The sequence below is a fragment of the Kibdelosporangium aridum genome (genome assembly GCF_900176515.1).
In the GTDB taxonomy this organism is placed as follows: Bacteria; Actinomycetota; Actinomycetes; order Mycobacteriales; family Pseudonocardiaceae; genus Kibdelosporangium; species Kibdelosporangium aridum.
In genome coordinates, this window is record NZ_FWXV01000001.1 from 1,539,695 (window position 1) to 1,562,597 (window position 22,903).

At 66.7% G+C, this 22,903-nt stretch carries 20 protein-coding genes; 14 read left to right on the top strand and 6 right to left on the bottom strand.

Going from position 1 to position 22,903, the window contains the following annotated elements; all coding sequences use genetic code 11:
• Positions 1 to 4: 4 nt before the first annotated feature.
• The 6 genes from B9C43_RS06425 to B9C43_RS06450 are packed head-to-tail and all read left to right on the top strand — an operon-like array spanning position 5 to position 7,668.
• A complete protein-coding gene (locus B9C43_RS06425; RefSeq protein WP_033388201.1) occupies positions 5 to 181 on the top strand; it encodes an MbtH family protein in 177 nt (58 codons plus the stop codon).
• Entirely contained in the window at positions 178 to 3,492 is a 3,315-nt protein-coding gene (locus tag B9C43_RS06430) for a non-ribosomal peptide synthetase (RefSeq protein WP_084425062.1), read from the top strand. The genes B9C43_RS06425 and B9C43_RS06430 overlap by 4 nt, the downstream gene beginning before the upstream one ends.
• Entirely contained in the window at positions 3,492 to 4,289 is a 798-nt protein-coding gene (locus B9C43_RS06435) for a thioesterase domain-containing protein (RefSeq protein WP_084425063.1), read from the top strand. The genes B9C43_RS06430 and B9C43_RS06435 overlap by 1 nt, the downstream gene beginning before the upstream one ends.
• A complete protein-coding gene (locus B9C43_RS06440; protein WP_084425064.1) occupies positions 4,286 to 5,422 on the top strand; it encodes an acyl-CoA dehydrogenase family protein in 1,137 nt (378 codons plus the stop codon). Before B9C43_RS06435 ends, B9C43_RS06440 begins: the two co-directional genes overlap by 4 nt.
• Complete coding sequence (locus B9C43_RS06445; RefSeq protein ID WP_084425065.1) at positions 5,419 to 6,375, top strand: acyl-CoA dehydrogenase family protein; 957 nt, start codon at positions 5,419 to 5,421, stop codon at positions 6,373 to 6,375. The genes B9C43_RS06440 and B9C43_RS06445 overlap by 4 nt, the downstream gene beginning before the upstream one ends.
• Before the next feature lie 30 nt (positions 6,376 to 6,405).
• On the top strand, positions 6,406 to 7,668 hold the full coding sequence (locus B9C43_RS06450; RefSeq protein WP_084425066.1) for an aspartate kinase: 1,263 nt from the start codon (positions 6,406 to 6,408) through the stop codon (positions 7,666 to 7,668).
• A 108-nt stretch (positions 7,669 to 7,776) separates the two neighbouring features.
• Here the strand turns inward: B9C43_RS06450 and B9C43_RS06455 are convergent, their stop codons facing one another.
• Complete coding sequence (locus B9C43_RS06455; protein ID WP_084425067.1) at positions 7,777 to 9,207, bottom strand: MFS transporter; 1,431 nt, start codon at positions 9,205 to 9,207, stop codon at positions 7,777 to 7,779.
• A 121-nt stretch (positions 9,208 to 9,328) separates the two neighbouring features.
• Between B9C43_RS06455 and B9C43_RS06460 the strand changes: the two genes are divergently transcribed.
• From B9C43_RS06460 to B9C43_RS06480, 5 genes are all read left to right on the top strand, one after another.
• Positions 9,329 to 9,904, top strand: coding sequence for a CGNR zinc finger domain-containing protein (locus B9C43_RS06460; RefSeq protein ID WP_084425068.1), 576 nt, complete (start codon positions 9,329 to 9,331; stop codon positions 9,902 to 9,904).
• Positions 9,905 to 10,005: 101 nt separating this feature from the next.
• Positions 10,006 to 10,755 carry a class I SAM-dependent methyltransferase gene (locus tag B9C43_RS06465; protein ID WP_160096375.1) on the top strand — a complete coding sequence of 250 codons (750 nt, stop codon included), beginning with the start codon at positions 10,006 to 10,008 and terminating at the stop codon, positions 10,753 to 10,755.
• Positions 10,756 to 10,820: 65 nt separating this feature from the next.
• Positions 10,821 to 12,035 (top strand): cytochrome P450 family protein, encoded by a 1,215-nt coding sequence (locus B9C43_RS06470; RefSeq protein WP_033388208.1) that lies wholly within the window; start codon positions 10,821 to 10,823, stop codon positions 12,033 to 12,035.
• Positions 12,036 to 12,253: 218 nt separating this feature from the next.
• Positions 12,254 to 13,684, top strand: a complete 1,431-nt coding sequence (locus tag B9C43_RS06475) for an MFS transporter (RefSeq protein ID WP_084425070.1) — start codon at positions 12,254 to 12,256, stop codon at positions 13,682 to 13,684.
• A gap of 71 nt (positions 13,685 to 13,755) precedes the next feature.
• Complete coding sequence (locus tag B9C43_RS06480) at positions 13,756 to 14,367, top strand: CGNR zinc finger domain-containing protein (protein ID WP_084425071.1); 612 nt, start codon at positions 13,756 to 13,758, stop codon at positions 14,365 to 14,367.
• Positions 14,368 to 14,383: 16 nt separating this feature from the next.
• On the opposite strand, the gene B9C43_RS06485 is transcribed toward B9C43_RS06480, so the two are convergent.
• Positions 14,384 to 14,968: a GNAT family N-acetyltransferase gene (locus B9C43_RS06485; protein ID WP_051896710.1), complete on the bottom strand. Its 585-nt coding sequence runs from the start codon at positions 14,966 to 14,968 to the stop codon at positions 14,384 to 14,386.
• 104 nt (positions 14,969 to 15,072) lie between these two features.
• Here B9C43_RS06485 and cysD point away from each other — a divergent pair, with 104 nt between their 5' ends.
• The 3 genes from cysD (at position 15,073) to B9C43_RS06500 (ending at position 19,216) form a co-directional block, all read left to right on the top strand.
• Positions 15,073 to 15,999 (top strand): sulfate adenylyltransferase subunit CysD, encoded by a 927-nt coding sequence (cysD, locus tag B9C43_RS06490; RefSeq protein ID WP_084425073.1) that lies wholly within the window; start codon positions 15,073 to 15,075, stop codon positions 15,997 to 15,999.
• A complete protein-coding gene (gene cysC, locus B9C43_RS06495) occupies positions 15,999 to 17,840 on the top strand; it encodes an adenylyl-sulfate kinase (RefSeq protein WP_084425074.1) in 1,842 nt (613 codons plus the stop codon). The genes cysD and cysC overlap by 1 nt, the downstream gene beginning before the upstream one ends.
• Before the next feature lie 173 nt (positions 17,841 to 18,013).
• On the top strand, positions 18,014 to 19,216 hold the full coding sequence (locus B9C43_RS06500) for a PQQ-dependent sugar dehydrogenase (RefSeq protein ID WP_084425075.1): 1,203 nt from the start codon (positions 18,014 to 18,016) through the stop codon (positions 19,214 to 19,216).
• A gap of 50 nt (positions 19,217 to 19,266) precedes the next feature.
• Here B9C43_RS06500 and B9C43_RS06505 read toward each other — a convergent pair whose 3' ends face one another.
• The 4 genes from B9C43_RS06505 to B9C43_RS06520 are packed head-to-tail and all read right to left on the bottom strand — an operon-like array spanning position 19,267 to position 22,856.
• Positions 19,267 to 19,911 carry a response regulator gene (locus tag B9C43_RS06505; protein ID WP_084425076.1) on the bottom strand — a complete coding sequence of 215 codons (645 nt, stop codon included), beginning with the start codon at positions 19,909 to 19,911 and terminating at the stop codon, positions 19,267 to 19,269.
• A complete protein-coding gene (locus tag B9C43_RS06510) occupies positions 19,904 to 21,160 on the bottom strand; it encodes a sensor histidine kinase (RefSeq protein ID WP_084425077.1) in 1,257 nt (418 codons plus the stop codon). The genes B9C43_RS06505 and B9C43_RS06510 overlap by 8 nt, the downstream gene beginning before the upstream one ends.
• 24 nt (positions 21,161 to 21,184) lie before the next feature.
• Positions 21,185 to 21,934 (bottom strand): ABC transporter permease, encoded by a 750-nt coding sequence (locus B9C43_RS06515; protein WP_084425078.1) that lies wholly within the window; start codon positions 21,932 to 21,934, stop codon positions 21,185 to 21,187.
• A 13-nt stretch (positions 21,935 to 21,947) separates the two neighbouring features.
• Positions 21,948 to 22,856, bottom strand: coding sequence for an ABC transporter ATP-binding protein (locus B9C43_RS06520; protein WP_084425079.1), 909 nt, complete (start codon positions 22,854 to 22,856; stop codon positions 21,948 to 21,950).
• Positions 22,857 to 22,903: the final 47 nt, after the last annotated feature.

The window sequence follows — 22,903 nt, forward strand, 5'->3', positions numbered from 1 at the left end:
CGCGATGGAAACCCAGTTCGTCGTGGTGATCAACCACGAGGAGCAGTACTCGATCTGGCCGGAAGGCCGGGAGATTCCGAACGGCTGGCGTGAAGCCGGCGTTTCCGGCAGCAAGAGCGATTGCCTGGCACACATCGCGGGGGTGTGGACCGATCTGCGCCCGCTGAGCGTGCGCCGGTGAAGGAGGAGACCCAGACCATGAACACCACACCCAACGACGGCAATGTAGCCGATATCCGGCGCGCACTGCTGGAGAGGAAGGTCCGCCAGCGCGTGGCGGAAAGGGCCGAGCGGGAGCGGATCGTCCAGGTTCCGCGAACGGGCAAGATGGCCATCGCCGACCAGCAGCGGTTCCTGTGGTTCCTGCACCAGATGGTCGGCGGCGCCCCGGTCTACAACGTGCCGTTCGCGATGCGCCTGCGCGGACCGCTCGACATCGAGCGGCTGTCCGAGGCGTTCCGGGGGATCGTCACGCGGCACGAGAGCCTGCGCACCCGGTTCGGCGATGAGCACGGCGTGCCGTTCCAGGCCGTCGACCCGCCGCCCGAGACGTGGGACCTGCCGGTGACCGACGGCACCGAGGAGTCCATCCAGGACTGGATCGACCAGCACGTCCGCGAGGAGTTCGACCTGCGCAACGGACCGCCGTACCGGTTCGGGTTACTGCGGCTCGGTCCCGAGGACCACGTGCTGTCCATCGTGTGGCATCACATCGTCATCGACGGCTGGTCGTCACGCCAGTTCGCCGACGAGCTGGCGACCCGGTACAGCGATCCGGACGCGCAGTTCGAACCGATCACCCTGCATCCCGCCGACTACGCGGCGTGGCAACGGCTTTGGCTGCTCAGTGAGGAGCCGGAGAAGCAGGTGGAGTACTGGCGCTCCACACTGGACGGGATGGAACCACTGGAGATCCGCGGCGACCGGCCGCGTCCCTCCGCACCCACCGGTGCCGGGCACATCCACCAGGAGCGCCTGCCGGACGACCTCGCACGGGACATCCGCGACATGGCCAAGGCCGAGGGGGTTTCCCTGCTCGCCTTGACGATGGCCGGGTACCAGGTCGTGATGAACCGCTACACCGGCCAGACCGACATCGCGCTCGGATCTGTCCTCTCCGGACGGACACGCTCGGAGACCGAGCCGATGATGGGGTTCTTCGCCAACACTGTCGTGGTTCGCGGCGACGTGGACGGCAATCCGGTGTTCCGTGACCTGGTGCAGGCGACCAACAACAACATCATCGAGGCGATGGCCCACCAGGACGTGCCGTTCGGCCGTCTGGTCGAGGCGCTGAGCCCTGAGCGGGTGCCAGGTCGCAATCCGGTGGTCGCGCACCTGTTCACGCTGCTGCCGGAGCAGATGATCGCCCGCTGGCGGCTGTCCGGCGTCGACGTCGAAATGCTCACGCCGCAGCCGGAGACGACCCGGTTCGACATCACCTTCCAGATCAACGACCTGCCCGACGGCGGCTTGGGCGTGTGGATCGAATACACCTCCGAGCTGTTCGACCACAGCACGATCAAACGACTGGTCGAGCACTTCAAGACGGTCATGGCCGACGCGCTGTCCAGGCCGGACGCCCGGATGGACGCGCTGGACATCATGCCCGACAACGAGTACGTGCGGGTGCTGACCGAGTGGAACCCCCAGCCAGGTCAGACCGACGGGCGCCTGCTGCACGAACTGTTCACGGCCCACGTGGCCAAAGCACCCGACGCGGTCGCTATGAGGTTCGCGGGGCAGGACCTGACCTACGCGCAGTTGGACGAGCGGTCCAGCAGGCTGGCGCACGCCCTTGTCGACGACTTCAAGGTCGTGCCAGGGCGCGTGGTCGGCGTGTTGGTGGAGCGCGGATTCAACCTGCCTGCCGCCGAACTCGGCGTGCTCAAGGCAGGCGGCGCGTGGCTGCCGCTCGACCCGCAGTATCCGCCGGACCGGCTGGCCTACCAGCTGAGCGACGCCGACGTGGCAGCGGTCGTGACGACTTCGGATCTGGCCGACCGGCTGCCCGCCGAGGTGCCGCGGATGCTGCTGGACTCGGACGTGCTCGACGGACGGGAGGTTTCGCCGCCTTCGGTGGCCGTGAACCAGGAGGACGCGGCGTACGTCATCTACACGTCCGGCTCGACCGGAACTCCCAAGGGCGTAATCGTCCCGCATCGGGCCGTGGTGAACTTCTGCACCACCTTCCAGCAGATGTTCTCGGTGACACCGGACGACCGGATCCTGCAGTTCTCCAACCCAGCCTTCGACGTCAGCGTGTCGGACGTGTTCTCGACTCTGACGGCGGGCGGGACCATCGTGGGCGCGCCTCGCGCGGAGCTGCTCGAGCCGGAGAAGCTGCAGGCGTTGCTGGCCAAGGAGCGGGTGACGATGGTCGACATCCCACCTGCCGTGCTCGGCCTGCTCGATCCGTCCACATTGGACGATCTACGGGTGTGCTTCATCGGCATGGAGCCGTTCGGCCCCGATCTGGTCAACAAGTGGTCCAAGCCAGGGCGCGAGTTCCACAACGGTTACGGGCCCACCGAGGTCACCGTGACGTGCGTGGACTACCTGTGTCCGGCGGAGCCGCTGGACGGGCCGCCGCCGATCGGCCGGGCGATGGCCAATCAGCGGGCGTACGTGCTGGACAGCGCGTTGCGGCCGGTGCCGGTCGGCGTCCCGGGCGAGCTCTTCATGGCGGGCGCTGGTCTTGCGATCGGCTATCTCGGCAGGCCGGACCAGACCGCCGAGAAGTTCCTGCCCGACCCGTTCGCGACCAACCCGGGCGAGCGCATGTACGCCACCGGCGACCTGGTGCGCTGGAACGCCGACGGCAACCTGGAGTTCCTTGGCCGGGTCGACCGCCAGGTGAAGCTGCGCGGCCTGCGCGTGGAGCTCGGCGAGATCGAACACGCCATCGAGAGCTTTGCTGGCGTGCGACAGAGCGTCGTGACCGTGCGGGACCAGGGCACGCCATCGGCTTGGCTGGCCGCCTATGTGGTCGGTGAGTTCGACCAGGACGCGCTGCGCGAACACCTGACCGAACGGTTGCCGCTGCACATGGTGCCCACCGACTACGTGGCACTTGAGCAGCTCCCGCTGACCTCGACCGGGAAGATCGACCACGCGAAGCTGCCCAACCCGCGGCCGGAAGGCGAAGTGCAGCAGGTCGAGCTGACCACCGAGACACAACGCCGGGTGGCCGAGATCTGGCAGGGCTTGCTGAGCCTCGATCCGGGCACCATCGGCGCGCAGGACAACTTCTTCCTGCTCGGTGGCAACTCACTGCAGGTGACCCAGTTGGTCTCGCGGGTGCGTGACGCCTTCCAGGTCACGCTCGACCCGCGGCGGTTGTTCAGCTACCCGACGCTCAGCCAGTACGCGGGCCAGATCGACGAGGCGCAGCGGGCACTGCTGGGCGATGACGAGGTGTCGAAGCTGGAAGCCGAGATCGCCGATCTGTCCGAAGAGGAACTCGATCGGTTGCTGAACGAGAAGAGCTGATGTCCGGTTCACGTCCCTCCACTGTGGAGGAAAAACGACGCGCGGTGCTGCAACTGCGGTTACGGCGCATGCGTGAGGAGCTCGGCGCGGGGCGGTCGCAGGACACACAGGCGACCGTTTCCCCGCTCGTGCCGCTGAGGCCGGCCGGAACGCGGCCACCGCTGTTCCTCGTGCACGCGGTCGGTGGATCGGTGGCTCCCTACGTCGGGTTGGCCGGGCTGCTGGGTGACGACCAACCCGTGTACGCGTTGGAGGATCCGGGTCTTCAAGGCGACGCGGTGCAGGCACGGGGACTGCCTGCCATCGCCGCCGCCTACCTGGCAGCGGTCCGTGAGGTCCAGCCTGACGGGCCGCTGCACCTCGGTGGCTGGTCCGGCGGGGGAGCGATCGCGCTGGAAATGGCGCGCCAGGACGACGACGTCGCGGTGGTGCTTGTGATCGACACAGCGTTCCCGGCCGAACCAATCTATCCCGACGACGACCAGCTGCGTACGTGGTTCGCCGCCGACATGGCGGGGATGGGTGCCGAGTTGGGCGAGGCCGAGTGGGCCAAGCGGTTCCCGGTGTTCGCCGCGAATGTCCGAGCGTTCCTCGGGCACCGTCCGTCGCCTGTGGACGCACGGGTGGTGTTGCTGTGCACGGAGGACTCGGAGCCCGAATACCTTGACCGGTGGCGCGCCCTGTGCGACGACGTCCATGTGGTGCCGGGCAACCACTACACGATGTTCCAGTCCCCACACATCGAGGCGTTGGCGGAAGCGCTGCGCGACAGGCTAAGCGAGGTGAGTGTGCGATGATGCCGGTTCCGACGCCCGAGCAGGAACGCTTCCGGGCGGACGTGTGCAAGCTGCTGTGCGAAGACGAAGTGCGCGAGGAAGTGGCGCAGTCCCGCCGGGTGCCGTACGGCGAAGAGACCGGCGTGTGCGAGGTGCACAGGCGGCTGGGCAAGCTCGGCTGGCTGGCGATCAACTGGCCCGAGCGTTACGGCGGCTCGGGCGCCACGATCGTGGAGAAGGCCATCCTCACCGAGGAGATGATCCGCCACGGCGTGCCCGATAACGTCCACCAGCTGGGCATCGACATCGTCGGGTCGGCGATCAACCTGTTCGGCACCCCGGAGCAGAAGGAGCGGTTCCTGCCAGGCCTCGCACGCGGCGAGACCACGGCCAACGTGCTGTTCAGCGAACCGGGTGTCGGATCCGACCTGGCATCGCTGACCACGCGCGCCGAGCCGGACGGCGACGGCTGGCGCCTGTACGGCAAGAAGATCTACAACATGAAGGCGCAGCACAGTGATTTCGGCCTGTGCGCGGCCCGCACGTCGACCGGTCCGGTGAACTACTTCGGGATCACGCTGTTCCTGGTGCCGCTGCAGAGCATGGGTGTGGTCATCGAACCACTGTGGAACATGTCGGAGGAGCGGTTCGACTGCGTGACCCTCGACGGGATCAGGGTCGGGCCCGAGGACGTGCTCGGTGACGTCGACGACGGGTGGCAGGTGGCCAACAACGTGCTTCCGTTGGAGCGCACCGGATTGGACCACTCCGCCAAGGCCGAGCGCACGCTCGCCGCGCTGCAGGAGCACGCGCCCGAGGGCTGCGAGCAGCGGTTGGCGCAGCTGGAAACCCGCGTGCGCGCGGCGCGTCTGCTGGCGTGGCGGTGCATCGCGAACCTGCACGAGGGCAAGCCTGACGAAGTGCAGTCGGCGACCGCCAAGTGGTACACCTCGGAGACGGCCAAGGAAGTATCGCTGGCGGCGGTTGAACTGCTTGGGCCGCAGGCGCTGCTGGACGCACGCGACCCGTCGGCGATCGCCGAGGGCGTGTTCGACAGCGCGGTGCGGGAGGCTCCGGGGCTCACCCTCGCCCAGGGTTCTTCGGAGATCATGCTTTTCTTTGTCGCCACATCGAAATTGGGGTTGCCGTCATGACCGGAACGCAGACCGCGCCGATCGCCGAGTTCTTCGACGAGGAACTGGCGCCGCTGGTACGGCGGATGGCCGATCGGCCGCGCGCGGAAAACGGACCCAGCGACGAGGACCGTCGCGAAATCCGCGAGATGGTGTGGCAGGGACTGATGGGGCTCGGTGCCCTGGACACCTCTGACACCGTGCGTCTGGCCGAGCTGCTGGGGTCGGTGGTCTACCAGGGCCCGCTGCTCGACACGCTGACCGCGCGGGAACTGTTCCAGGAGCACGATTTCGGCCAGGCGCCGGTGGCATTGGCTGTCGCGGCCGATCAGTGGTCCACTCAGGACGATTCGATCACCGCGCGGCGCACGTTCGTCGGGTTCGCGGCGGAGGTGGACTACTTCGTCGTGGGCGGCGTCGATGCGTCCGGGATGCGACTGGCACTCGTGCGTGCCGATCATGAGTCCATCACCACGCGGCGGCACGAGGAAACGGGCCGAGGCGAGGAGTACGAAGTGGACTTCGCGGGAACGCCCGTGACCGCGTGGGCTGATGCCTTCACTGGATGGGAGACAGCACTGGCCAACGCACGTGTGCGCCAGGCAGCGTATCTCGTCGGTCTTACGCAGGCCGCGCTCGATCACGCCGTCGACTACGCCAAGACACGCCGCCAGTTCGGCCAGCCCATCGGCAAGTTCCAAGGCGTGGCCTTCCGGCTCAGCGAACTGTCGATGCACATCGAGGCGACGCGCTTGCTGGTGCACGACCACGACGCGACCGCACGCGCGGCAGCCAACCTCGCAGCGGCGTCGGATCTGGCTCGTACCGCCACGACGCAGACCATGCAGGTCAACGGCGCGGTGGGCATGCAGTCCGACAACGACGCCCAGTTGTACTACCGAAGGGCGGCAGTCGAATCGGTGCGCCTCGGCACACCGGCCCAACTGCGCCGCGAGAGTTGGGAGAGGCGATGACGGTTCCCGGACGACGCAGGGGATTGACCGATGAATCTGGTGGTACAGAAGTACGGCGGAACCTCGTTAGGTGACGCGGGCAAGATCAGTCGCGCGGCCCGGCGGATAGCCGCTGAGCACAGGTCCGTGGTGGCCGTGGTGTCCGCGATGGGCGGCACCACCGACTCCATTCTCAGCCTGGCCCGCGATCTCACCGACACGCCGAACGCACGGGAACTGGACCTGCTGCTCAGCACCGGTGAACAAGCCTCCGCGGCCGCACTTGCCTTGGCACTGAACGAACTGGGCGTGCCCGCCCGATCGTTCAACGGCCGCGACGGCGGCATCACCACAGACGGAATGCATGGTTGCGCCCGTATCGTCAACGTCGACCCGGTGGCAGTCCGCGAATGCGTCGAGGCGGGTGTCGTTCCCGTGGTGACTGGTTTCCAGGGCATCGCCGCGAACAGCGGAGAGCTCACCACTTTGTGCCGGGGCGGCTCGGACACCACGGCTGTCGCACTCGCTGCGGCATTGCAGGCCGAGGTGTGCGAGATATACACCGACGTCGAGGGTGTGTTCACCGCCGACCCGCGGCATGTCGACGAAGCAAGGAAGATGGACTATCTGTCCTATGGGGACATGGCCGAGCTGGCCGTCAGCGGCGCCGAGGTGCTCGCCCATCCCAGCGTGGAGTACGCCAGCGCCCATCGCGTACCCGTCCACGTCCGGTCCAGCGCGTCCGACACGTGTGGCACCTGGGTGACCAGCGCGCACTTGGACGCGCCGTTCGAGAGCGAGCGGTTCACCGCTGTCGGCGTCGCCCATCAGACCGGTCAACTGCGTTGCCGGCTCGACGATGTCGACCCGGACGCACTGACCACGATCGCCGCGGCCCTGGCTGATCCGACGCTTTCGGTGGACGTGCTCGACTACCCGACCGGAGACACTCCTGCCGAGCCTTGTTCGCTGCGGTTGATCGCACACGCGGACCACCGCGACCAGGTCGACGAGGTGCTCGCCGAGCTGCGCGCGGCCAGCGCGTTCACCGGAAGCCACTGGTCTGGGCCGGTGGGGACAGTGTCGTTGGTAGGCCGGGGATTTCGTGCCCATCACCCGCGGGTGCGACCCCTGGTCCTGGACACGCTCAAGAAGAACAGCGTCGCGGTGCGGGACATGACCGTCCACGCCCGGCGGATTTCGGTCACGTGTGCTGAGCCTGACGTGCTCAACGCGGTCATGCACCTTCACCACACGTTTTTGACGCGCAAAGCACCAAGTCAGCCCTTGGCTACCACCCGGGCGTCGGAGTAACGGACTCCAGGCGCCGGGTGGTAGGTCGCTCTGCGCGGAAGGCCTCGTGCTGGTCGCCGTTGCCCCGGTTGGTCACCTCACGACTCCTGCGGGCCCCGAGCGGTCACCTCACGAGGTCCGCAGCTTCTTGCGCATCGCTATGGCCAAGGGGGCCGCCGAGAGGATCACGAGCGTGCCCAGTGCCAGGGCCCACCGCCAGCCGTCGACCATCGCTCCTGGGGCGGCGGCTCCTCCTTGGGCGGCGGTGACGGCGAAGGCCACGGAGGTCAGCACCGCCACTCCAAGGGCGATGCCCAACTGCTGAGAGGTGTTCAGCACGGCGCCCGCGACTGCCTTGTGGTCGGCGGGCACGCCGTTGTTGGCGGCGACGCTGGAGGCCACCACGACGATGATGTGCCCGAACGAGTCGATCGAGGTGGCCACGAGCACGAGCCACAGACCTCCGTGCTCGGGCAATGCGATCAGGCCCGCATAGCCGAGCGCGGTGACGGCGATGCCGAACAGCATCACCCGGTCCAGGGGCCAACGCTGCATGAACCTGCCGGTGAACGTGCCGGTCAGGATGGCGACGGTGCCCGAGAGAGCGAACGCCAGACCGGTCGCCAGCGCCCCGTAGCCCAGGACCTGCTGCAGGTACAGGGTCAGGATGATGAGCATCCCGCCGTGGGCGGCGCCCATCGCCATACCGACGAGGTTCGCCCTGCCCACGGCTCCGATTCGGAACAGCGACAGTGGCAGCAGCGGTGAGGAGCTGCGACGTTCACACAGCACGAACAGCAGCACGAGGCCGACGCCGACTGCCAGCAGCAATGTCGTTGACACCCAGGACGTCCCTGGCCCGGCCTCCTCGAGGGCGTAGACGATCAACATCATCGCGCCGGCCGACAGCAGGCCGCCTCGGACGTCCAGTTTGCTGCGCTCCCGGACACGACTCTCGGGAAGCCAGCGCACGGCCAGCGCCGCCGCCACGATCACGACGGGCACGTTGATGAAGATCGTCCAGCGCCAGGTCAGGAACTCGGTGAGCAGGCCGCCGCCGATCATGCCGCTGACGAACCCGGTGGACAGGACCGCGCCGGAGATTCCCAGTGCCCGCTCGCGTTGCGGCCCTTCGGGAATGCTGGCGGTCAGCAGGCCAAGGGCTGACGGCGCGATGAATCCGGCGGCCAATCCCTGCAGGACGCGGCCGGCGATCAGGACGGTCGGGCTCCACGCGGCACCAGCCAGCAACGACGCCGCGCCCAGCACCAGCAAGCTGGTGACGAACACCCGCTTGCGTCCGTAGAGATCCGCGATGCGCCCGCCCAGCAGGAGCATCGCCGCGAAGGCCAGCGCGTACGCCGACAGCACCCAGCCCGCCGAGCCGGGGTCGAAGCCCAGCTCCCTGGTCATGGCCGGTACGGCGACGTTGACGATGGACAGGTCCAGCGCCACCAGGAACTGCGCGGCGCAGATCACCAACAGCCCCAGCGCGCGGGTGGTGGGCAACGCGGCCGGGGCTGCCTGCGTGCCGTCGATGGTGCCGCTTTCCCTAGTCATCGAAGAGTGCCCCCTTCGTCGTCACTACCAAAAGCGTAATGTTGGTTACGGTACGCGCCCTAAGTCGTCACCACCAACTCGAAGACGGCAGTGACTCGGGGCGCGAGGAAGGAGCAGGACGGTGCACGACCCCGCCAACCAGGCACCCGACACGCTGGAATTGGTCCGCAAGTTCGTCAACACCGACGACATCTACAACGGCCGTGACGAGCTGGGGAACGAGGGCTCAGCGACCGCGTGGCTGGCGAAGTCGGGCGTGCTGAACGGCGACCGGCCGATCACCGACGACGACCTCACGGCTCTGCATGACCTGCGTGACACCCTGCGGGCACTGGCCGCCGCCAACGCCACGGGCGAGCAGGCTCCGCGCGAGGTTGTTGACGCGTTCAACCGTCTGTCGGCGCCGCACGCTGCCTCGGTCTGTCTCGACGTGGCGCACGGCAGCCTGGTCGGATTCCTCCGGGCAGACGACGACGGCGCCGGAGGTGCTATCGCGGCGCTGGCCGCTGCCGTGCACCAGGCCGTGCTCACTGGGACGTGGACGCGGCTGAAGTCCTGCGCCAACTCGGAGTGCCGCTGGCTGTTCTACGACGAGTCACGCAGCCGCACGGCCCGTTGGTGCAGCATGCGGGCCTGCGGCAGCGTCACCAAGGCCCGCCGCTACCGGGCGAGGCAGCGCCAGCAGGGCGCCCTGTAGCGAACCCTCCAGCGTTGGCGGTCGCGCGGACCCCGGGGTAACCTAATAAACTATAGTTAGCAGTTACTCATTGACGGGGGGACGCGCGGATTGGAGGACCCGTGTCAAGCACGCAATACGACAAGACCGCCGAGATCTACGACGACAGCCTCAACGTTCTTACCTACGCCGCCCATGTCGAAGAGCCGACCTATACGGCGGTTATCGGTGACGTGCGGGGACTCGACGTTCTGGATCTCGGTGCTGGTACCGGTATCTGGACTCGCCGGATCAAGCAGGCAGGCGCCAACCGGGTGGTAGGCCTGGAAATCTCTCCCCCCATGGTCGACACCGCCCGTGCCAAGGAGACCGACGAACCACTCGGCGTCACCTACCACGTCGCCGATGCCACAAAGGGCCTCGCTGACGACCTGAAGGGCGCCTTCGACGTGGTCACCGGCATCAACGTCCTGCATTACAGCTCCACCCGCGCCGAACTCGCCGGCATGTGCTCCACGGCCAGAGATGCGCTGCGGCCCGGCGGCCGTTTCATCGCCACCTGCGCGAACTGGGACATGCCCGATGACCCCGAGTACTACGTGCCCTTCGGGGTGAGCTGCACCGTGCCGGCCAACCGCCAGGAAGGAACGCGGGCGGAAGTCGCGACGACGATGGGCGGCCAGCGGATCACGCTCGATTTCTTCCTGTGGCGGCCCGAAACCTATGCGGACAGTCTGCGTGCAGCCGGTTTCCGCGAGGTCCGCTGGCACCAGTGGCAGGTTTCACCGGAAGGCATCGACAAGTTCGGCGCCGAGTACTGGCAGCCCTTCGTTGACATTCCCTCCATACGTCTGCTGGAGGCTCTGGCGTGATGCAGCGACTCCCGTAACGAGCACAGCACACGCCCAGTGCGGCGAATGGATGAAGGGGTGAGGAGATGTCAGAGGTTGTCCGGCTGGATGTCGAAGGTACGGACATCGACGGGGAAGGGGCGGAACTGCGGCGGCGAGGGCCGGCCGTACCGGTGGAGTTGCCAGGGGGAGTGCGCGCGTGGGCAGTGAGCCGGCATGAGACCTTGCGGCGGGTGCTGGCGGACCCGCGAGTGTCGAAGGACGCGTACAAGCATTGGGGCGCTTGGAAGTCCGGGGAAGTGACACACGATTGGTCGTTGAGCAACTGGGTGTCGGAACGCAACATGTCCACCGCCCATGGGGATGACCACAAACGGTTGAGGTCGTTGCTGGCGTCGGCATTCACCGCGCGGCGCACGGCCGCACTACGGCCGGTGGTGGAGGCGATCACGGGACGGTTGCTGGACGACATCGCGCAGACGCCTGCGGGGGAGTCGGTGGACCTACGGGAAAGGTACGCGTTTCCCGTGCCGATCCAGGTGATCTGTCACCTGTTCGGAGTGCCCGAGGAGCAGCGCGGAGAGCTGCGCTCGAAGGTGGACGCGCTGTTCGACAGCACCATCACCGCCGAGGCAAGGGAAGCGAACACCGTCGCGAGTCATGAGTGGTTCAGAAACCTGGTGAAGTTGAAGCGGGAGTCGCCGGGGGATGACCTGACCAGTGCGCTGATCCAGGCGATGAAGGACCAGCCGGGAGCGATGAACGAGACCGAGCTGATCGACACGCTGATCGGAATGCTGTCCGCGGGGCAGGAGACGACGGTGAACCTGCTCGATCACGCGATCGCGGCAATGCTCACGCATCCGGAACAGCTTGAGCAGGTGCGGTCGGGGGAACGGTCGTGGAGTGATGTCACCGAGGAGACGTTGCGGTGGCAGGCACCGGTGCCGTACCTGCCGTTGCGGTACGCGGTCGAGGACATCGACGTGGACGGGGTGACGATCCGGCAGGGCGAGCCGATCCTGGCGGCGTACAGCGCCTCCGGCCGGGATCGGGAGGTTTACGGCGACAGCGCGGACGAGTTCGACATCGGGCGGGAGTCCAAGCAGCACCTGGCGTTCGGGAACGGTGCCCATTACTGCATCGGGGCGCCGCTGGCCCGGTTGGAGGCGGAGATCGCGTTGCCCGCGTTGTTCGACCGGTTCCCGAACCTTCGGCTGGCGATCCCGGCGACCGAGCTCAAAATGACGCCCACGTTCCTGTCCAACGGGCACACCGTGTTGCCGGTCCTGCTCAGCTGATTCGCCTGACTCGCCCAAGCAGGTCACCGGCTGCGATTGGCGGTCTGAACGTATGGGTAACCCAAACGCATTTGTTCAGCGGTTACTTGCCGACCCGGGTGCAAGGCGTCCCGGGACCGCCTCGACCTGCTTGAGAGCGGCCAATTACCGGAGAACCTGCCTCGTCATCTGCCTGAAATCTCCGTACCGATCCTCGACAGGAGCGAAAGGAACGTGGCATGACGAAAGCGTCGCCGCACGCGGCTGAGCGGGAGAGCACATTCCAGCCCCGGCAGTTCTGGCAGCTCGCCATCATCTGCGGTACCCAGTTCCTGCTCGCTCTCGATTATTCGATCATCAACGTCGCGGCTCCGAGCATTCGTGACGGAATGGAACTCGGCTCCGCAGTCGCATGGGTTCTTTCGGCGTATCCACTCGCTCTCTGCGGCTTCCTCCTGCTCGGTGGACGGGTGGCCGATCTGTACGGGCGCAAGCGGGTGTTCATCTGGAGTCTCGCCGGCTTCCTCCTCGCTTCGCTGCTCGCGGGTATCGCCTGGTCGCCGGAGGTGCTCATCACCGGCCGTGCCTTGCAGGGTGTTGCCGCGGCGTTCATCGCCCCGGCAGGCCTTGGGCTTCTCCAGGCGACGATCCCGGAAGGACCGCAACGTGACCGTGCGCTAGGCATCTACGGTTCAGCGCTGTCGGCTGGGTTCGTCGCCGGCATGGTCGTCGGTGGTGTGCTGACCGAGTTCGTGGGTTGGCGGTCGGTCTTCCTGCTCAACGTTCCAGTTGTCATCGTCGCCTGTCTGCTGGCGCACAAGTTCCTCGATGAGAGCCGGGATACGCGGGCGTCTCGCGATCTCGATCTCACGGGCGTGGTTTTGGCGACCGCCGGCATGGTCGCCCTCGTGTTCGCCCTGACCGAAGGGGAGGCGTACGGCTGGCTGTCGATTCCGATCGTTGTCTCCGTCGTGATCGCGATACCGGCCATCGCTCTTTTCGTCTGGGTGGAGCGCCGCAAGGACAACGCCCTTGTGCCCATCTCGATCTTCCGCACAGCCGCCATCGGTCCGGCCAACCTGGTCACCGTCCTGCTGATTTGCTCCTACGGTGGGATGTTGTTCATCCTCACCCTCTATCTGCAGGCGCATCTCGGGATGAGCGCGCTGGTGACCGGCTTGACGTTCGCCGTGTCCGGCGCGATCGCGATCGTCACCGGAATCTATGCGGACAGGCTGATCGAGCGCTTCGGCCTCTACCGTGTTCTCCTCGCCGGAATCGTCATCGAGACGGTCGGTCTTCTGGTCATGGTCGGCCTGCCGGCGAGCTACGGCGTCGTCTTCGTGCTGATCGGTACGTCCATCAACGCGTTCGGCCACATCCTGGCGCTGATCACGACGAGCATCGCGGGCACGAACGGCGTTGACGAGAACCGGCGTGCCACGGCCGGTGCCTTGATCAACGCCTCGCAGCAGCTCGGGCTGGCCGTGGGTGTGGGTGTCGTGACGTCGGTCGCGGCCTACTTCACCGCGGCCTCGGGCGGCGTTCAGGACCCAGCGGCCATCGTCGAGGGCTGGCGCTGGGCGCTGTGGTGCACGGTCGTGTTCGCGGTCGTCGCAGTCATCACGACTGCCCTCTTCCGCAAGCGGTTCGAGGGACAGATCAAGTAGTCGCAGAGCGGGTACACCACGGCCGGAGCCACTTGTTGGCTCCGGCCGTGAAACCGTATATCATTGTTTCAATGGTTACGTTAACTACGTCCGAGGCCCGGTCGCCGTGGCAGGAAGGCCACTTCATCGGCGGCCACCCGGTCTTGGACCTCACCAACACCGTCTTCGACCGGATAAACCCGGCCGAGGACGGCGAGTTGATCAAATCCCCCTCGGACGTCTTGACCTGGTGCGTATCCGCAGGCCTTATGGATGAGGTGCCGTCGTTGCCGGAGGCGGCGGCGAGTGGTCTCGTGGCGGACGTTCAGGCTGTGCGCGAACATGTGTGGGCCGTCTTCAACGCGGTCGCTCATGGTGAGGCCGTACCAGCCGAGTCCTTCGGTGCGCTTCTGGAGCGGGCCGGGGCGGGCGTGCGTGCGGGGCACGTCCAGCAGATCGACGCCACCCTCGACCGCGTCACCGCGGACTGGACCGCACCCGGCGTGATCCCGGCGTTCTTGGCATTGCTGGCGGTTCACGCGGTGTTCGCTCTTCCGGCCGAGCGGGTCAGGGCGTGCGGCAGGTGCGGTTGGTTGTTCCAGGATTCCTCGCGGGGCGGACGTCGCCGCTGGTGCAGCATGAGCACGTGCGGCAACCGCGAGAAGGCGCGCCGCCACCGTCAGGTGGAGCGCGCCGCGGGGTGACCAAGCGCTTCTCGCGTTATTTGAGTTTCCGCCGCATGACGGGTCGGTCTTTACGGGGGCGGGCGATCTCGTCGAAGCCGGCTTTGACGAAGGCGCTGGCCATGCCGGTCATCGCGCTGTCCGCGCCGGCGCGTTTGCCTTCGGCAGGTTCGACCGGATAGCCCTCGGCGGTCGTATAGCCCGCAGAGGCCGCGTAGTCGCAGACGGCATCGATAATGGCCGACTGCATTCCGGAACCGCGGTGCTTTTTCTCGACGTAGATGCACGCGATCGCGCAGACCGGCTCGTCATCGATGTTCTTGAGGATCGGTGAGCGCTGCAGCCTCGGGAACTCGGCGCGTGGCCCAAGCGAGCACCACGCGACCGGGGCGTCGTCCTCGTAGATGATGACGCCGGGCGGCTGTTTGCGTTGGGCGAGACGTTTCATCGCCTTCTTGTTGCCGTCGCCCTTTTGTTCCATGAATTCCCCTATGGAGAGCCGCCAGTGCATGCACCAGCACCCACTGGCACCTCCGTTCTTTCCCATGACCGCCTCGAAGTCGCCCCAGTTCTTTGTGGACAGTTCCTTGACTGTCAGCGAGCCGGGCTTTGTTTTGCTCATCGCTGCACCGTCCCTGTCGTCTGGCAAGTAATGACCCGCTTCGCAGTCGGCGTACCCCATTCTGAGTAACCGTAAACATGCACTTTATGGGTTACTATCCTGATATGGGGATATCTGGGTTAGCGACGAAGGGCCGACACGCGGCCGACGAAGGCGTCCTCGATGCGCTCGAGGCTGAGGCGATCCACGTACTGAGGGAGGTCGCCGGGGCGTTCCGCCGTCCGGTGATGCTGTATTCGATCGGCAAGGACTCCTCGGTACTGCTGCATCTGGCGATCAAGGCGTTCGCGCCCGGCCGGATGCCGTTTCCTGTTCTGCACGTCGACACCGGCTGGAAATTTCGCGAGATGATCGCGTTCCGCGATGACACGGCCAAGCGGCTGGGGCTGGACCTGCGGGTGCACACCAATCCGGACCCGGCGACGCCGTTCACACACGGCACGCACGAGTACACGCGGATCAAGAAGACCGTGACACTGCGCAGGGCGCTCGACGAGAGCGGGTTCGACGCGGCGATCGGCGGTGCCCGACGCGACGAAGAGCGGTCGCGGGCAAAGGAACGAATCTTCTCGCTGCGGGAACCCGGCCATCGCTGGGAGCCGCGCTCGCAGCGTCCGGAGTTCTGGTGGTCGGCGAACACCGAGCTGTCCGAAGGCCAGACGATGCGGGTGTTCCCGCTGTCCAACTGGACCGAGCTGGACGTCTGGCGCTACATCAAGCGGGAGGACATTCCCGTGGTGCCGCTGTACTTCGCCGCACCGCGCCCGGTCGTCGAGCGGAGCGGCTCGTTGATCATGGTAGACGACGAGCGGTATCCGCTCAAGCCCGGCGAGCAGCCACAGTTGCGTCAGGTGCGGTTCCGCACGCTCGGCTGCTACCCGCTGACCGCCGGTGTGGAGTCGCAGGCCCGCAACGTCGACGAGGTGATCGACGAGATGCGGCTCGACCGCAGGTCCGAACGCGCCGGCCGGCTCATCGACGGTGAGGGCGGCACGTCCATGGAGAGCAAGAAGTCGGAGGGGTACTTCTGATGGTTTCGGTGCTTCGGGTGATCGCGTGTGGCTCGGTGGACGACGGCAAGTCCACTTTGATCGGTCGGCTGCTCGCCAAGACTGGCGGCGCCACGGACGACGAACTCGACTACGCGACGCGGACAAGGCGCGGCGGCTCCACGATTCCGGCCGGAGAGGTGGACTACTCGCTGCTGACCGACGGACTGGAGGCGGAGCATGAGCAAGGCATCACCATCGATGTCGCCTACCGCTTCCTTGACCTGCCGTCCGGGCGCCGGGTGATCATCGCCGACGCGCCGGGACATGAGCAGTACACCCGCAACATGGCGGTGGCGGCGTCCACCGCGGACCTCGCCGTGCTGCTCATCGACGCCACGAAGGGCGTCCGTGAGCAGACCCATCGGCACCTGGCGATCTGCGCACTGATGGGTGTGCGGGCCGTCATCGCGGTGGTCAACAAGCTTGATGGCGTGGGCTACGACCGTGCGGTGTTCGACAAGCTCGCGAACGAGGTGCAGGAGGCAGCGAGCGGTCTCGACGTGGCGGCCAGCGTGATACCGGCCAGTGCGCTGAGCGGGGACAACGTCGTCGAGCCGTCGCCGAATCTGCCTTGGTACGACGGGCCGACGCTGCTCGACGCGCTGGCGAACTGGCAGCCGACCGGCGAACTCGACCGTGCAGAGGACTACCGGTTGCCCGTCCAGTACGTGATCCGCGCGGATGACTTCCGTGGCTTCGCGGGCACGGTCGTCGGCAGTTCCGTGCGGCCGGGTGATGCCGTCGCGGTCGCCGGCAGCAGCGTGACGTCGAAGATCGACCGGGTGCTCGGCCCAGGCGGCGTTGAGCTCGACCGGGCCGACCCTGGCACGCCGGTGACGTTGACGCTGAGCCACGACGTGGACGTCCGGCGCGGGGACCTGCTGACGACGCCGGAGACCCTCGGCAACGGACTCGCCCCGGCGACGGCGTGCTCCGCCACGCTGGTCTGGACCGCCGAGGAGCCACTGCGACACGGTCGCTCCTACCTGCTGCTGGCCGGGTCTCGGACCGTGCCCGCCGTGGTCACGAGCGTGCGCGGGCGGCTGGAAGTATTATCTGGCAAGCAACTCGCCGCACGGACCCTGGGCCTCAACGACATCGGCACGGTCGAGCTGACCACCGACACCCCGATCTGCCTGGACAGCTATCAGGCGTGCCGGGACACAGGCAGCTTCCTGCTCGTCGACCGGGTCACCAAGGAAACCGTGGCGGCAGGCATGGTCCGGTACGCGCTGCGGCGGGGGCGCAACATCGTTCCGCACGCCTACACCGTCGACCGCGAGACCAGGCAACAGCTGAAAGGGCAGCGAGCCAAGGTGCTGTGGCTGACCGGCCTGCCGGGCGCGGGCAAGTCGACGATCGCCGACGCGCTGGAACGAAAACTGCACGCGATGGGCCTGCACACCTACGTTCTCGACGGCGACAACGTCCGAAGTGGACTGAACAAGGACCTCGGATTCACCCCCGAGGCTCGTGCGGAGAACGTGCGCCGGGTCGCCGAGGTGAGCCGCATCCTGCTGGACGCCGGGCTGATCGTGATCGTCGCACTGGTCTCGCCGTTCCGGACCGACCGGGCAGTGGCCAAGGGTCTGTTCCAGCCGGGGGATTTCGCGGAGGTCTGGGTGAACACGCCCGCCGACGTGTGCGCCAGCCGGGACCCGAAAGGCCTGTACGCCAAGGCAAAGGCGGGCACACTGCCGAACATGACCGGCATGGGCCAGGCGTACGAGCCGCCGGAGCACCCCGACTTGGTCGTCGACGGTGCCGGTTCGCTCGACGACGTGACCGACGAGCTGTGCACTCTCGTGGGCGGCGTGTGACGAGCTGTCGCGTGCTGTCGACGCTGGTCGCAGGTGATTGTCGTTGAGAACGATCGGCTCGCTGTTGGGTGGTCACCCGAGGTCCGATCCAGCTTGTGCTGTCGCTGAGTACCGCTTCGCACTACGCTGCTGGTTGAATTGGACCAGACCATTCAACGATGATTGGAGCTGACATGTCGCGACCTACCCTGCGGCGCGCATTGTCTTGTGTCCTTTCCGCTGTCGCGATCGGGACGTTCTGGCCGGTGGTGCCTGCCGTGAACGCGGTTCACGTGCCGCCGCTCTCGCAGTTGCGGGTCCGCAACGTCGAGGTGGCCTCCGGGCTTGACCGGCCGACCGCCATCGCCGGACTTCCGGACGGCAGACTGCTGATCACCGAGAAGCGCGGCACGATCCGAGCCTTCGATCCGCGGACCGGTCTCGCCGCGAAACCGGTACTGGACATCCAGGACCGGGTCAGCGAAACGGAGAACGAGCGTGGCCTGCTAGGCCTCGCGATCCCGGCCGATTTCGCGCGCAGCAACGCGATCTACGTGGCCTACACGCGGACCTCGGACGAAGCGGTGACCCTGTCCCGGTTCCGGCTTTCGACCGGCAAGGAAGAGGTGCTGCTGGCACAGGAACATGCCGAGTTCGGCAACCACAACGGCGGCCACTTGTCGTTCGGTTCGGACGGCTTCCTTTACTTCGGTATCGGTGACGGCGGCGGTGGCGGAGACCCGTTGGGGACTGGGCAGAACCGGAACACGTTGCTGGGCAAGATTCTCCGGCTCGACGTGAGCCGGGCGTGCGGTCCGCTCGCGTACTGCGTACCGAGGGACAACCCGTTCGTCGGCGTCGCCGGGGCGCGAGCGGAGATCTGGGCGTGGGGACTGCGTAACCCATGGCGGTTCTCGTTCGACCGGGCCGACGGTTCACTGTGGGTCGGCGATGTCGGCCAGGGCCGGTTCGAAGAGGTCAACCACATCGGTGCCAGGCAAGGCGGAGCGAACTTCGGCTGGTCCTGTATGGAGGGTCCGATCGTGTTCGACCAGACCCGGTGCGACGCGGCCGCGAAGTACACCGCGCCGGTCTTCCACTACCAGTCCGGCATCGAAGGCTGCGCGGTCATCGGCGGTCATGTGTACCGCGGCAGCCGCTTCGCCAACCTCGCAGGCGGCACCTACGTCGGCACTGACTACTGCTCGGGCACCGCGTTCGCAGTGCGGGCGAATCCCGACGGAACCCACACGAGCGCCACGATCGGGACATTCCCCACCGATGTCACCGCGTTCGGCGTTGACAGCAGGGGCGAGATCTACATGGTCGACGACATCCCCGGCCGGCTGCACGCACTCAGGTTCGAACGTGTGCGCCCACAGTCCAAGGTGATCTGAAAGGTGTGCGGCCCACCGGTTTCGCTGGGTGGGCCGCTCTTGCCGAGTAGTCATGCGGGTGGGGGAGTGAGCAGGCGTTGGTTGTACGCCTCGGCGACGGCAGCGGCTCGATCGCTGACGCCGAGTTTGGCGTAGATGTTGAGCAGGTGGCTTTTGACGGTGGCCTCGGTGATGAACAGCTGGGCCGCTGCCTCGCGGTTGGTGTTCCCGGCTGCGACGAGGGTGAGGACTTCCAGCTCCCGTTGGCTGAGCAGTTGCGGCGCCGGTGTCCGCACGCGGTTCATCAGCCAGGCTGCCACCGACGGGGACAGGACAGTTTCGCCTCTGGCTGCGGCTCGGGCGCCGCGCAGCAGGTCTTCCCGCGGCGAATCCTTGAGCAGGTAGCCGGTGGCGCCGGCTTCGATCGCCGGTAGCACGTGGCTGTCGGTGTCGTAGGTGGTCAGCACGAGCACGCGGGCGGTGCTGCCTTGCCGGGCGAGTTCGGTGATCGCCGTCAGTCCGTCCATGCCGGGCATGCGCAGATCCATCAGGATCACGTCGGGCTGGAGTTCCGCGGCCAGCCGCACCGCTTCCGCCCCGTCCGAGGCTTCGCCGAGCACCTCGAATCCGGGTGCGGAGGCGAACATGCTGCTCAGCCCGTCCCGCACGACAGGGTGATCATCGGCGATCAGCAGCCGGACAGGACGGTCAGTCATTCGTCGCTCCAGTCGGCGGGGTGGGGATGCGCGCGGATATCCCGGTCCCGAAGCCGGGTTCGGACTCGATCTGCAGTGTCCCGGACAGGTTTTCCACCCGTTGGCGCATGATGGCCAGGCCGAAGCTGCCGGTCGGCTGCGCGTCGCTTCCGGACGGATCGAAGCCGTCGCCGTCGTCCCGGACGTCCAGCGCCACTTCTTCCTCCAAATAGGACAGTGTCACACCGACTCTGGTCGCGTGCGCGTGCTTTGCCACGTTCGCCAACGCTTCCTGCGCTGTGCGCAACAGCACGAACTCCGCTTCCGGTGCTGTCGGCCGTACTGTGCCGGTTGTCGTGAATCGCACGGCAGGTCCGTGCAACTTCGACCATTGGCCTGTGACATTGGCCAAGGCGTCACTCAGGCGTCCGGTTTCGAGTGGTGCGGGCCGCAGTGCGTCGACCGACCGCCGGGCCTCGACGAGGCTTTCCTTGGCGAGTTTCTTCACGGCCTCGAAGGGTTTGTGCCACGGCTCGGGGACTTCGTGGATCTGTTCGGCGGCTTGCAGTTGCGTGATGATCCCGGTGAGTCCCTGTGCCAGTGTGTCGTGGATTTCGCGGGCCATCCGCTGGCGTTCGTCGAGGACTCCCGCTTCTCTGGCCTGGGCGAGCAGCTGGGTGTGCAGTCCCGCGTTCTCGGCGAGCGTGGTCTCCAACAGCTTGTTCGTGCGGCCCAGTTCGGCGAGCGTCGTGGCGAGTTGGTGTTTCTCCTGCTCGTCGAGCCGGAGCAACCAGGCCATGCCGGTCATGATGATGATGTTGACGACGATGATGATCACGTGGACCGTCACGCCGAAGGTGGTGGACGTGTCCACACTGGACGCTTGGGCGGTCCCGGCCACGACCGCCACGACGGACACCGCCAGCAGCCGCCATGGCCAGGGCAGGATGGCGAAAGCGTAGATGTACGGGGCCGGGGTGAAGAACCCGAACGCGGGGTGGCGCACCACCAGGACCGCGGTCAGCACCACGAGCCCGGCGAAGAACACGGCCATGATCACCGGCCGGTCCCACCAGTCGGGGCGCCGGGTGAACATGAAGTACATCCACGCCGCGGTCAGCCCGCACAGTGCAAGGTCGACGAGCAGGGAGTAACCGGCTGACGGCTCCTCGGCGATCACCGTGAAGACGGTGAGGAACGCCAAAAGCGAATACGGGACGACGGTCACCAACAAGTGCGGTGGCCGTTCAAGCGCCGGCTCCCTGGTCAAAGGTCCCTCCCTGTCCACCGCAGTCTATTGCCAACGGAACCAGCGGATGGCCGCAGCAGCGCACACGACGGTGTAGCCGGTAAGCACAAGCAGCGGTTGCAGGTCTGGGAAGTCGCCCCCGGACGCGGCTTGCATGGCCGTGGCGCCTGCGCCGAGCGGTGTGTACGCGCTGATGTCCTGCAGTAGTGGAGGCATTTGCGGCAGCGGGATCCAGAGGCCGGCGAAGAACATCATCGGGAAGAACAACACCGTGCCGATCGCCGTCGCCACACCACGTCCGGGAGCCAACGCGGTGATGAGCATCCCGATCGAGATCAACGCCGCACCCGCGAGCAGCCAGCCCACGACAAAACCGGCCACGTTCTCCGGCAGCCGGACGCCGAACGCGATATTCGCCACTGCCAGGAACAGCACCACCGCGACGATCGCGGTGGCGGAGTTGGCGGCGACTTGTGCGCCAAGCACGCGTGCCGGGCTGATGGGGGTGGTCTGCATCCGCCGCAGCACACCGTTCTCGCGGTAGGCAGCAAGCATGGTCGGCATCGCCGACAGCGCGAGAATGGCGAGGTTGAACAGGGCGAAGACTGGGACGTACAGGTCCAAGGCGGTCCGGCCGCCGTAGACGTCATGGGGTTCGTTCAACACGGGCACGCTGCCCAGGATGATCAGCACGATCAGGGGGAAGCCGACGCCCCATAAGGGGCCGGTCTTGTCGCGCAGGCTCAACTTGGTCTCGACCTTGATCAGGCTCCAGGTCGCGTTGGTGGCGTTCACGGGGACTCCTGGATTAGTCGGGGCGGTTGCCGGTCAGCTGGACGTAGGCGTCTTCAAGGCTGGCCTGCTCGACGCGCAGGCGTTCGGCCACGATCTGGTTGCGTGCCAGCAGCGCGGTGACCGCGTTGAGCACGTTGGTGTCGCCGTTGACGATCACCAAGTCACCCCGCCGGGTCACGCTGGACACCTCGGGAAGGCTGGTCAGCACCACGTCATCGATCGGGCGCGACGGCCGGAACTGGATCCGCTGCTCGATCTTGGCCTGCTCGGTCAACCCGGCCGGAGTGTCCACAGTGACCACTCGGCCGGAGTCGATCAACGCGATCCGGTCGCACAGCCGCTCGGCTTCTTCCATGAAATGGGTGACCAGGACGATCGTGACGCCTCTCGCGCGCACACCCTCGATCAACGCCCAGGTGTCCCGGCGGGCTTGCGGGTCCAGACCGGTGGTCAGCTCGTCAAGGATGGCGATCCGGGGGTTGCCGATCAGGGCCAGCGCGATCGACAGGCGCTGTTTCTGGCCGCCGGAGAGCTTGCCGTACTTGGTTTTCGCCTTCTTGGTCAGCCCGAGGCTGTCCATCAGGCCACGCCAATCCGCCGGGTGCGGGTAGAAGGCGCTGTAGAGCCGCAGAGCCTCGGCGACCTCCAGCCGGGCGGGAAGCTGGCCGTCTTGCAGCTGGATCCCAACCCGGCGGGTCACCTCTTGGCGATCCCGCAACGGGTCGAACCCGAGCACGCTGATCTCGCCACGGTCAGGGCTGCGCAGCCCGGCGATCGACTCGACCGTTGTGGTCTTGCCCGCGCCGTTCGGGCCGAGGATCCCGAGGATCTCGCCTTCCCGCACGGTCAGCGACACGTCGTCGACGGCGACATTCTCGCCGTATCGCTTGTGGAGGTTGCGTACCTCGATCACTGGTGACATGCCAGAGACTCTTCCGGCACCGGCCCGGCGCCACCATTCACCAGCCG

Coding starts and splice junctions, on each gene's coding strand:
- B9C43_RS06425 (WP_033388201.1), top strand. CDS start 5: ATGGAAACCCAGTTCGTCGTGGTGATCAACCACGAGGAGCAGTACTCG.
- B9C43_RS06435 (WP_084425063.1), top strand. CDS start 3,492: ATGTCCGGTTCACGTCCCTCCACTGTGGAGGAAAAACGACGCGCGGTG.
- B9C43_RS06440 (WP_084425064.1), top strand. CDS start 4,286: ATGATGCCGGTTCCGACGCCCGAGCAGGAACGCTTCCGGGCGGACGTG.
- B9C43_RS06445 (WP_084425065.1), top strand. CDS start 5,419: ATGACCGGAACGCAGACCGCGCCGATCGCCGAGTTCTTCGACGAGGAA.
- B9C43_RS06450 (WP_084425066.1), top strand. CDS start 6,406: ATGAATCTGGTGGTACAGAAGTACGGCGGAACCTCGTTAGGTGACGCG.
- B9C43_RS06455 (WP_084425067.1), bottom strand. CDS start 9,207: ATGACTAGGGAAAGCGGCACCATCGACGGCACGCAGGCAGCCCCGGCC.
- B9C43_RS06470 (WP_033388208.1), top strand. CDS start 10,821: ATGTCAGAGGTTGTCCGGCTGGATGTCGAAGGTACGGACATCGACGGG.
- B9C43_RS06475 (WP_084425070.1), top strand. CDS start 12,254: ATGACGAAAGCGTCGCCGCACGCGGCTGAGCGGGAGAGCACATTCCAG.
- B9C43_RS06480 (WP_084425071.1), top strand. CDS start 13,756: ATGGTTACGTTAACTACGTCCGAGGCCCGGTCGCCGTGGCAGGAAGGC.
- B9C43_RS06485 (WP_051896710.1), bottom strand. CDS start 14,968: ATGAGCAAAACAAAGCCCGGCTCGCTGACAGTCAAGGAACTGTCCACA.
- cysD (WP_084425073.1), top strand. CDS start 15,073: ATGGGGATATCTGGGTTAGCGACGAAGGGCCGACACGCGGCCGACGAA.
- cysC (WP_084425074.1), top strand. CDS start 15,999: ATGGTTTCGGTGCTTCGGGTGATCGCGTGTGGCTCGGTGGACGACGGC.
- B9C43_RS06500 (WP_084425075.1), top strand. CDS start 18,014: ATGTCGCGACCTACCCTGCGGCGCGCATTGTCTTGTGTCCTTTCCGCT.
- B9C43_RS06505 (WP_084425076.1), bottom strand. CDS start 19,911: ATGACTGACCGTCCTGTCCGGCTGCTGATCGCCGATGATCACCCTGTC.
- B9C43_RS06520 (WP_084425079.1), bottom strand. CDS start 22,856: ATGTCACCAGTGATCGAGGTACGCAACCTCCACAAGCGATACGGCGAG.